The organism is Sciscionella sediminilitoris (genome assembly GCF_000737195.2).
Lineage (GTDB): Bacteria > Actinomycetota > Actinomycetes > Mycobacteriales > Pseudonocardiaceae > Sciscionella > Sciscionella sediminilitoris.
Genome location: NZ_JALM01000175.1, coordinates 1 through 9,559, shown reverse-complemented (window position 1 = coordinate 9,559; position 9,559 = coordinate 1). Strand labels below are relative to the sequence as shown.

At 68.5% G+C, this 9,559-nt stretch carries 12 protein-coding genes; 4 read left to right on the top strand and 8 right to left on the bottom strand.

The genetic code is table 11. The annotated features are described in order from the left end of the window. Positions 1-14 precede the first annotated feature (14 nt). From AD72_RS34895 to AD72_RS34875, 5 genes are read right to left on the bottom strand one after another with little or no spacing between them, the layout of a single operon-like run. Positions 15-1,478, bottom strand: a complete 1,464-nt coding sequence (locus tag AD72_RS34895; protein WP_037348435.1) for a cobyric acid synthase — start codon at positions 1,476-1,478, stop codon at positions 15-17. Next, the gene (locus AD72_RS34890) at positions 1,475-1,780 is read right to left on the bottom strand and encodes a cupin domain-containing protein (protein WP_031470930.1); all 306 of its coding nucleotides are present in this window, start codon (positions 1,778-1,780) and stop codon (positions 1,475-1,477) included. The genes AD72_RS34895 and AD72_RS34890 overlap by 4 nt, the downstream gene beginning before the upstream one ends. A 22-nt stretch (positions 1,781-1,802) precedes the next feature. Next, a complete protein-coding gene (gene map, locus AD72_RS34885; RefSeq protein ID WP_031470929.1) occupies positions 1,803-2,660 on the bottom strand; it encodes a type I methionyl aminopeptidase in 858 nt (285 codons plus the stop codon). 9 nt (positions 2,661-2,669) lie between these two features. Next, positions 2,670-3,524 carry a GNAT family N-acetyltransferase gene (locus AD72_RS34880; RefSeq protein WP_031470928.1) on the bottom strand — a complete coding sequence of 285 codons (855 nt, stop codon included), beginning with the start codon at positions 3,522-3,524 and terminating at the stop codon, positions 2,670-2,672. A gap of 39 nt (positions 3,525-3,563) precedes the next feature. Beyond that, the gene (locus tag AD72_RS34875) at positions 3,564-3,977 is read right to left on the bottom strand and encodes a MarR family transcriptional regulator (RefSeq protein WP_031470927.1); all 414 of its coding nucleotides are present in this window, start codon (positions 3,975-3,977) and stop codon (positions 3,564-3,566) included. 84 nt (positions 3,978-4,061) lie between these two features. Here AD72_RS34875 and AD72_RS34870 point away from each other — a divergent pair, with 84 nt between their 5' ends. The 3 genes from AD72_RS34870 (at position 4,062) to AD72_RS34860 (ending at position 7,318) form a co-directional block, all read left to right on the top strand. Then, positions 4,062-5,123, top strand: coding sequence for a substrate-binding domain-containing protein (locus tag AD72_RS34870; protein WP_031470926.1), 1,062 nt, complete (start codon positions 4,062-4,064; stop codon positions 5,121-5,123). Positions 5,124-5,217: 94 nt separating this feature from the next. Beyond that, positions 5,218-6,255, top strand: a complete 1,038-nt coding sequence (locus tag AD72_RS34865; protein ID WP_031470925.1) for an aliphatic amidase — start codon at positions 5,218-5,220, stop codon at positions 6,253-6,255. Between the two features lie 4 nt (positions 6,256-6,259). Continuing rightward, positions 6,260-7,318 carry an AAA family ATPase gene (locus AD72_RS34860; protein WP_031470924.1) on the top strand — a complete coding sequence of 353 codons (1,059 nt, stop codon included), beginning with the start codon at positions 6,260-6,262 and terminating at the stop codon, positions 7,316-7,318. Positions 7,319-7,322: 4 nt separating this feature from the next. Here the strand turns inward: AD72_RS34860 and AD72_RS34855 are convergent, their stop codons facing one another. From AD72_RS34855 to AD72_RS34845, 3 genes are read right to left on the bottom strand one after another with little or no spacing between them, the layout of a single operon-like run. Continuing rightward, the gene (locus AD72_RS34855; RefSeq protein ID WP_031470923.1) at positions 7,323-7,727 is read right to left on the bottom strand and encodes a VOC family protein; all 405 of its coding nucleotides are present in this window, start codon (positions 7,725-7,727) and stop codon (positions 7,323-7,325) included. An 18-nt stretch (positions 7,728-7,745) separates the two neighbouring features. Further along, positions 7,746-8,567, bottom strand: a complete 822-nt coding sequence (locus AD72_RS34850) for a helix-turn-helix domain-containing protein (protein ID WP_031470922.1) — start codon at positions 8,565-8,567, stop codon at positions 7,746-7,748. Positions 8,568-8,574: 7 nt separating this feature from the next. Then, the gene (locus tag AD72_RS34845) at positions 8,575-9,156 is read right to left on the bottom strand and encodes a Uma2 family endonuclease (RefSeq protein ID WP_031470921.1); all 582 of its coding nucleotides are present in this window, start codon (positions 9,154-9,156) and stop codon (positions 8,575-8,577) included. 97 nt (positions 9,157-9,253) lie between these two features. On the opposite strand from AD72_RS34845, the gene AD72_RS34840 reads away from it, so the two are divergent. After that, positions 9,254-9,559: GNAT family N-acetyltransferase (locus AD72_RS34840; RefSeq protein WP_031470920.1), on the top strand; the 306-nt coding region annotated here is incomplete at its 3' end.

Here is a 9,559-nt window from a genome sequence, read left to right as displayed (position 1 = left end):
TTGGGAGACACGCCCTAGCTGAGCAGTTCCCGGAGCACCCCGGTGTCGAGATGGTCGGCGACGAGGTCGCCGAGCAGGTCGAGCTGCGCGGCACGGATCTGCGCGAAGCGAATCCCGCCCGCAGCCCGGAAATCCCGCTTCGCGTGACCGGCCGCCCAATCCAACAGCGTGCGGCGGAACGCGTCGTTCTCGCACAGCCCGTGCCAGTGGGTGGCGGCGATCGGACCGGAAAGGGCCCCGTCACCACTGTCCACGAGCGGATCGACCGTGCCACGGCGGGAGACGAGGCCGTGGTGGATCTCGTAGCCGCGCACCGGCTGCCCCAGCGCCGATCCTTCCGGGTTGCCCAGCGTTTTGGCCGGGGCGAACTCGATGTCCAGGTCGAGCAGGCCGAGCCCGGAAACCGCTCCCTTACCGGATTCCACGGTGTCCACAATCGACTTCCCGAGCATCTGGAAACCGCCGCAGATACCGAGCAGCGGCTTCCCCTCGGCCACGTGCTGCTCGATCACCGCGGCAAGACCGGTTCGCCGCAACCAGTCCAGATCATCCACAGTGGACTTCGTGCCGGGGAGCACGATCAGATCGGCGTCGGCGCAGGATCCCGGATCGGTGACGAACCGCGCCGCCACCCCCGGCTCGCAGGCGAGGGCATCGATATCGGTGCCGTTCGAGATCCGGGGCAGGCGCACCACGGCGACCCGCAGCCACCGGTTGCCGACCGGTGGGGCCGGGCGCCCGATCGGTGTCGAGTCCGCATAGGACAGTGAGTCCTCGGCATCCAGCCACAGTCGCGGTTCGTAGGGAAGCACGCCATAGCACGGCCTTCCGGTGAGCTCCGCGAGTTGTTCCAGACCCGGTTCGAGCAGCGCGCGCTCGCCACGGAACTTGTTGATCACGAAGCCGCGCACCAGTTCCCGGTCCGCCTCCTCGAGCAGGTTCAGCGTCCCGTAGAACTGCGCGAAAACGCCGCCCCGGTCGATGTCCCCGACGATGAGCACCGGCAGATCGCGCGCCCGCGCCAGGCCCATGTTCGCGATATCGCTGGCCCGCAGGTTGATCTCGGCCGGTGAGCCCGCACCCTCGCACACCACGACGTCGTGGTCCGCGCGCAGTTCGTCCAATGTGGACACCACGGTTCCGAGCAGGGCGGATTTCCGTTCGTGGTAGGACATCGCGGTCACCGAACCGTCGACCTGCCCGCGCACCACCACCTGCGAGCTGCGATCACTGCCCGGTTTGAGCAGCACCGGATTGAGCCGGACATCCGGTTCGATCCCGGCCGCGAGCGCCTGCATGGCCTGTGCGCGCCCGATTTCCCCGCCGTCCGGGGTGACCACGGAGTTGTTCGACATGTTCTGCGCCTTGAACGGGGCCACCGAGACCCCGTTGCGGGCCAGCCAGCGGCAGATGCCCGCGACCAGCACGCTCTTACCCGCGTCCGAGGTGGTCCCGGCGACCAGCAGGGAACCCTTCATTCCAGCCATTCGGTGACGATGCGCTCGCTCTCGTGGATGTGCACCGCCTCATAGGTCTCCAGGACCGTGAACCGGTGCGGGATGTTCGCCGGGGCGACGAGGATCTGCCCGCCCCGGCCCTCGATCTGCTCATCGCCGATGGTGAACAGTGCCCGGCCGCCGCGGATGACGAACGTCTCGGCGTACGGATGCCGGTGCAGCCGTGGACCGCTGCCCGGCTCCGCGCCCGGTTCGATGATGAGCGAGACACCCGAGCCGAAGTCGGCTCCGTCGTGGTTCCCGCTCCACAGTGCGGCCGTCATGCCCGCAAAGCGTACGCCGTGCTCAGGGCAGTGTCAGTATCTCGGCGCCGTCCGCGTTCACCACGAGGGTGTGCTCGAACTGCGCGGTCCAGCTCTTGTCCTTGGTGGACACCGTCCAGTCGTCGGACCACACGTCGTAGTCGATACCGCCCAGGGTGATCATCGGCTCGATCGTGAAGGTCATCCCCTCCTCGATCACGGTGTCCACCGAGGGCTCGTCGTAGTGCAGCACGACGAGCCCGGAGTGGAAGGAGCGGGCGATGCCGTGCCCGGTGAAGTCCCGGACCACCCCGTAGCCGAACCGGTTGGCGTAGGCCTCGATCACCCTGCCGACCACGTTGAGCTGGCGCCCGGGCCGCACCGCCTTGATCGCGCGCATGGTGGCCTCGTGGGTGCGCTCGACCAGTTGCCGCGCCTGCTCGCTGACCTCTCCGGAGAGAAAGGTCGCGTTGGTGTCCCCGTGTACGCCGTCGATGAACGCGGTCACATCGATGTTCACGATGTCCCCGTCCTCGATCACGGTGGAGTCCGGGATGCCGTGGCAGATGACCTCGTTCAGCGAGACACAGCAGGACTTGGGGAAGTGCCGGTAGCCGAGGGTGGAGGGATAGGCGTTGTTGTCACAGAGGAACTCGTGGATCGCGGCATCCACGTCATCGGTCGTGGCTCCCGGCCGTACCGCCTGACCACCGACCTGCAGCGCCTGCGCGGCGATCTTGGAGGCGACCCGCATCTTCTCGATGATCTCGGGCGGCTGCACCCACGGATCCGTGTTCGGGGTCGGGGCGTCCTTGTCCACGTATTCGGGACGGGCGATGGACGCGGGGACCGGGCGGCGCGGGGCCTGCACACCGGGAACGAGAGGAGCGCGTACGGACATGCCTCCACCCTAGAACAGCACGGTGGCGTAGCTGCCGACCTCCCGGAACCCGATCCTGCGATACGCGGCACAGGCGGGCAGGTTGTACGCGTTCACGTACAGGCTCGCCGTCCGGTCGAGCCGATTGACCAGGGTGTCCACCACCGCGGCCGTCCCCGTCGCGCCGAGGCCTTCACCCCTGCGCTCCGGATGCACCCAGACCCCCTGGATCTGGCCGACCGCATTGGACATCGCGCCGATCTCCGCCTTGAACACGACCTCGTCCCCCTCGAACCGGGCGAACGCGCGGCCCGCGGCGATCAGCTCGGCGACCCGCGCCCGGTAGGCCGCTCCCCCGTCCTCGAGGCCCGGATCCACCCCGACCTCTTCGGTGAACATCGCCACCGCGGCGGGCAGATAGCGGTTCAGCTCGTCCGGGCGCACCCGCCGCACCAGCGGATCCGGGGTGACCCGGGGTTGACCGGACATGGCGAGCAGCGGCTGGTGATCGCGGATCTCCCGCGGGGTGTCCCACTCCCCGGCCAGCTCCGACCAGAGCCCGAGCACCTGTTCGGCCGGCCCGACGAGCGAGGAGCACATCCGCCGCCTGCGCAACGCCCGGTCGGCGAACACCCGCCATTCGGAACTGCTGCCCCGCAAGGGAATCAGGTTCGGACCGGCGAAACACAGCCCGTCGAGTCTCCCCCCGCGCAACAGTCCCCGTTCGATCCCCCACAGCTCCCCGCCGAGCCGCCACGGTTCGAGCCCGGCGATCTCGACCCGCGCCGAGACCATGCACCCGGCGACGGGTGCCTCGGCGAGGGCGGCCTCGACCGCGCTCGCGTCCCTGTCGTCGAGCAGTCTCGCCCCGCCCAGCTTGAGCACCTGCTCAGCGTGCCACACCGCCCGATGGAGAGCGAACGCTCACCCGTTTCCGGCGAGCCGGGAGAGCAATTCCGGGACCTCACCGAGTTCCCCGAGCAGTTCACGCTCCAGCTCGGCGAGATCCGCCAGCGCCGCAGCATAGGCAGCGCGCCCGCGTGGTCCCAGCCGCACCACCGCGCGCCGCCGGTCGGCCGGATCCACCTGGCGATAAAGCAGCGCGCTCGTGGCCAACCGGTCCACCACCCGGCTCAGGGTCGGCCCGGTCAGCTGGGTGCGTTCGGCGAGCTGGGCCATGGAAAGATCCTCCTCGCGGGCGAGTGCATCGGCGACCAGCCACTGGTCGAAGGTGAACCCGTGCGGGGCAAGTACCCGCTCCGCACGTGCGGCGAGCACCCGCGCCGCCCTGGTGAGCGCGCTGGTCATCGGGATCGACGCGATTTCCGGCTGTCCCATTTCGGCCGCCCTCCCCGCTTGCGGAATACCTCGCACGTTGCCAGACTCCGAAGCGAAAATACCGCACGGAAGCACGGTCCCGCGATGATCTCCCAGACAGCACGTGCCTGGCGCGTTGCCATGGTGATCCCGCTGCAGGGTCCGGCCGGGCTGTTCGGCCCCTCCTGCGAGGCCATCACCGAACTCGCCGTCGCCGAACTCAATGCCGCGGGCGGGATCCTCGGCAAGGAGGTCACCTTCGAGGTGGTCGACGGCGGCGCCGAGCCCGCGGTGATCGCCGATCAGGTGCACCGGCTGATCGAGCAGGGCCGGGTGGACGCGGTCAGCGGCTGGCACATCTCCTCGGTGCGCAATGCCCTCACCCCGGTGGTCGCCGATCGGGTCCCGTACGTCTACACCTCGCTGTACGAGGGCGGCGAGCGGCGCGCGAACGTGTTCTGTTCCGGCGAGATCCCCCGCTACCAGATCGCGCCCGCATTGCGCTGGCTGCGCGACAACCTCGGCGCCCGCCGCTGGTTCCTGGTCGGCGACGACTACGTGTGGCCGCACGGCTCGGCGGCCGCGGTGCGCCAGTACGCCCATGAACTCGACCTCACGCTGACCGGGGAGGCCTTCGTCCGGCTCGGTTCCGGCGATATGACCGGCGTGGTACGCAGCATCGAACGGCAGCAGTGCGACGGCGTGATCATGCTGCTGGTCGGCCAGGACGCGGTCGAGTTCAATCGCGCCTTCGCCGGGCACGGGCTCGCCGAGCGGATCATCCGGTTCAGCCCGCTCATGGAGGAGAACATGCTGCTGGCCAGCGGCAGCACGGCAACCGAGGGGCTCTACGTTTCCGCGGGCTATTTCCGGTCGCTGGCCACCGCGGACGCGATGGACCTTGTCGGCGAGTACGTCCGGATGCACGGCCCCTCGGCTCCCGCGCTGAACAACGCGGCCGAGTCCTGTTACGAGGGACTGCACACGCTGGCGCATCTCGCGACCCGCGCGGGCCGGACCGACGCGGCGGGCTGGGATGCCGCGATCGACGGCGTCGCCTACGAGGGACCCCGCGGGACCGTCGAGTTCGACGGCAAACAGGCCCGCCAGCACGTGCACCTCGCGGTCGCCGACGGCTTCGACTTCGACGTGCTCACCCGGCTCTGAGTCCGGGACACCCCGAACCGGGACGCGACACCTCCTTGACCTGACGCCGCGCCATGATTACTTTCATCTGAAAGCAACTCGATGAGGAGTAGCCATGCGACACGGTGACATATCGGCGAGTCCGGATACGGTCGGCGTCGCGGTGGTCAATTACAAGATGCCGCGCCTGCACACCAAACCAGAGGTACTCGAGAACGCGCGCAAGATCGCCGAGATGGTCGTCGGCATGAAGACCGGCCTCCCCGGCATGGACCTGGTGGTGTTCCCGGAGTACTCGACCCAGGGCATCATGTACGACCCCGGGGAGATGTACGCGACCGCGGCCACGGTTCCCGGTGAGGAGACCGAGATCTTCTCCGCGGCCTGCCGCCAGGCGGGAGTGTGGGGGATCTTCTCCATCACCGGCGAACAGCACGAGGAACACCCGAACAAGCCCCCGTACAACACGCTCGTGCTCATCAACGATCGCGGCGACATCGTGCAGCGCTATCGCAAGATCCTGCCGTGGTGCCCGATCGAGGGCTGGTACCCGGGTGACGACACCTATGTCACCGAGGGCCCGAAGGGCATGAAGATCTCGCTGATCATCTGCGATGACGGCAACTATCCGGAGATCTGGCGGGACTGCGCGATGAAGGGCGCCGAACTGATCGTGCGCTGCCAGGGGTACATGTATCCGGCCAAGGATCAGCAGGTGCTCATGGCGAAAGCGATGGCGTGGGCGAACAACTGCTATGTCGCGGTCGCCAACGCGGCCGGATTCGACGGCGTCTACTCCTATTTCGGCCATTCCTCGATCATCGGATTCGACGGGCGCACCCTCGGCGAGACCGGTGAGGAGGAATACGGAATCCAGTACGCGCAGCTGTCCAAATCCGCGATCCGGGACGCACGGGAATACGACCAGTCGCAGAATCATCTGTTCAAGCTGCTGCACCGTGGCTATTCCGGGGTGTACGACGCGGGCGACGGCGACAAGGGCGTCGCGGACTGCCCGTTCAGTTTCTACAAAACCTGGGTGACGGACGCGGAACAGGCGCGGGAGAACGTCGAGAAACTCACCAGGAGCACGGTCGGTGTGGCCGACTGCCAGGTGGGAACGCTTCCCGCGGAACGGTCGATGCAGGCCTGATTCCATGCCGTTTCTCACCGACATGTATCACGAGCAGAATCGTGCTCGTACCAGTGCCGCCGAAACCACAACCACAGAGAACACCGCGAAGGCAACGGAATTCGATCCGGACCGGCTGCGCGCCCTGCTTCGCGAGCGGATCCTCGGCCAGGACGACGCCATCGAGACGGTGGTGCGCGCGATCGTGCTCGCCAAGGCGGGCGCGGTGGACCCGGACCGGCCGCTGGCGAACCTGCTGCTGGTCGGCCCGACCGGGGTCGGCAAGACGGAACTGGTGCGCACGGTCGCCGCGCAGCTGCGATCCGGTCCGGACGATCTGTGCCGGGTGGACATGAACGCACTCGCCCAGGAGCACTACGCGGCCTCGTTCAGCGGCGCCCCACCCGGCTACGCGGGCAGTAAGGAGGCGTACAGCGTCTTCGACCGGGACACCGTCCAGGGTGACCCGTACCGTCCGGGAATCGTGCTGTTCGACGAGGTGGAGAAGGCGCACCCCACGGTGCTGCGCGCGCTGCTGCAGGTGCTCGACAGCGGGATCCTGAAGCTGGCCAGCGGCCAGGAGCGGATCTCGTTCCGCAACACGCTCGTGTTCCTCACCTCGAACCTCGGTTCCGCGGAGATCGCCCGCATCCAGGGCGTTCCGTGGCGGCGCGGGCTGGACCGGTTGCTGCGCCGGGGCAAGAGCCCGGTGATCGACACGGCGCTGCGGGAGTTCTTCGACCCCGAGTTCATCAACCGCATCGACGACACCGTGCACTTCGCGGAGCTCGGCAAGGAAACCGCGCGGGGCATCGTGTCGCTCGAGGTTGCCCTGCTGCGCAGGCGGCTGCTGCGCAAGCAGGTGCACCTCGAGGTGGGCGAGGACGCGCTCGCGCTGCTGGCCGAACGCGGCTTCAATCCGGTCTACGGGGCCCGCGCGCTGCGCCGGACCATGCGCACGCAGCTGACCGCGGCGGTGGCCGAGGAGATCGTGCGGCACGGCCCGAACGGCGGCGCTCCGCTGCACCTGAAGGCGAGCGCGCCCGACGGCGCGGTGCGGGTGTCCGGGCAGCGCGCGGAATGAGACCTCAGCTTCCGGCGTAGGTCCCGAAGGTCCACACGTGGCCGCCGGGGTCGGCGACGCACACATTGCGCGAGCCGTACTCGGCATCGTAGGGCTCGGCGACGATCTTGGCACCGGCTTCGACGGCCCTGCGGTGCACCGCGTCCGGATCGGCGGTCACCACGCACAGCCACTGGATGCCGGTCGGCTGCGGGTACTCCGGGTGGTTGTCCGGCTGCGCGTCGCCGTACATCACACCGCCGCCCTCCGGCCAGCGCAGTTCGGCGTGCACGATCTTGCTGCCGTCCTCGCTGCGCACGGTCAGGGTTTCGGTGAACCCGAAGACCTCGGTGAGAAAGACCCTGGCCGCTTCGGCGTCGGTGTACTGCAGGCAGGGCCACACCCCTGGGTTGTTCAACTGTGTCGTCATGCCCCCATTCTGATCGGCTCAGTCGCCGGTCGCTTGGAGAAATGGGAGCTCCTCGGCGATCCAGGTGCTCGGCGGGCACCCCGCGAACTCCCGCCACTCCGCCGCGAGGTGCGCCTGGTCGTAGTAGCCGCACTCGATCGCGACCTCGGCGAGCGAGCCGTGCCCGCCGGCCCGCAGCAGCGCCTTGCTCCGCTCGAACCGGGTCAGCCGGGCCGCCTGCTTCGGCGTCACCCCCACCTCGGCGCTGAACCGCGCGCCGAAATGCCTGCGGCTCCATCCCAGTTCCCCGGCGAGCTCGTGCACCCGGGCCCCGCCGGTCTCGGCGGCCATCCGCTGCCAGGCCCACCGCACCTCGCTGACCAGGGTGACCGGGCGCAGGCCCGCCGCGAAAGACTCGTCCAGAATCGCGAACCGCCGCGACCAGTCGGGCGCTTCCACGAGCCGGTCCACCAGATCACGGCGCCACGGCACCGGGAGCTCGGCGAGGTCGAACACTCCGGAGGCGAGCTCGGTCGCGGAAACCCCGAGCAGGGCGCGCACTCCCAGCGGGTCGAGCTCGACGTGAATGCCGTACTGGGTCCGGTCCTGCGCGATCAGCGCCGGGCGCAGGTGCAGTCCGCCGACCGCGGCGGAGAGTGCGAGCGGGCCGTGTTCGGTGCCGGGCCCGCCGATCATGCGCACCGGATCGGCGAGGCTGATGATCAGCGTTATCGAGCGGGACGGCAGGCCGCGGTGCAGTCCTTCCGGGACACCGTCCTGGCGGTACCCGGTGTACCCGCGCACGTGCGGCCGCAGCCGCTCGGCCGCGGCCCGCTGGGCGAACTCCACCTCCACCGGCATAGTGACCTCAGAACCCGGACGTATCCAGTTCGATCCCGAACGGCTCGGGCAGGGCGACCTTGGCCCCGAACGGCGAGCGCGAAGCACGCTGATAGTGCCCGTCGACGGGATCACTGAACAGGGTCACCGAAGGACCGTCCTCGTCGTAGCGGTCCACCAGCACGTACAGCGGGACCCCGCCGTGCGCATAGGCCCATTTCCTCGTGTTCCGGTCATGGCGAGCGTTGCCCCGCGAGGTGATCTCGACGGCCAGCAGCAGCTTTCCCGCGGCTAGCGGAACCGAGTCTTCCGGCAGTTCCCCTTCCCTCGTCACGCAAAGATCGGGGAAGAAGATTCGGCCGGCCAGCGCGAAGCTGACCCCAAGCACCTGATGTGTCTGGTACTGGTCCGGCAAGGCGCGAGCCAACGCTCGGTGGACCAGGCTCGCGACGTTCACGTGCGGATTCGACGGCGGCGGCGTCATCGTGACCCCCTCATAGGAGAGCTCCGCGCGCCATCCCTCCGGGATGTCGAGTTCCTGCCACAGGCGCAGCAGATCGGACCAGTCGTATCTCGACTCGGCTCCGAGATCCGCGATCGCAGTGCTCATCGGTTCCCCTACGGCATGAATGTCTACACCATATCGATCGGGTCCGACATCGCCGTTTCCGCTCGCCACCTGTTCAGCCTAGCTCTAGGCTGCTCGGGTGCGAACCGTATTGCTCACCCCGCGGATGCGGCTCCGTGAATTCACCATCGCCGATATCGATCCGCTCACCGAGCTGGACGCCGATCCCGAGGTCATGCGGTACATCAACGGCGGCGAGCCGACACCGCGGTCCGCCGTCGAGCACGAGACCCTCCCCGAGTTCCTCGCGGACTACCGCAACACCCCCGGTTTCGGTCACTTCGCCGCGGTGGACCAGACGGACGGCACGTTCATCGGCTGGTTCGCGCTCACCGCACGGCCACAGCGGGCCGCGGAGCTCGGCTACCGGCTGCGCAAGCCGTAC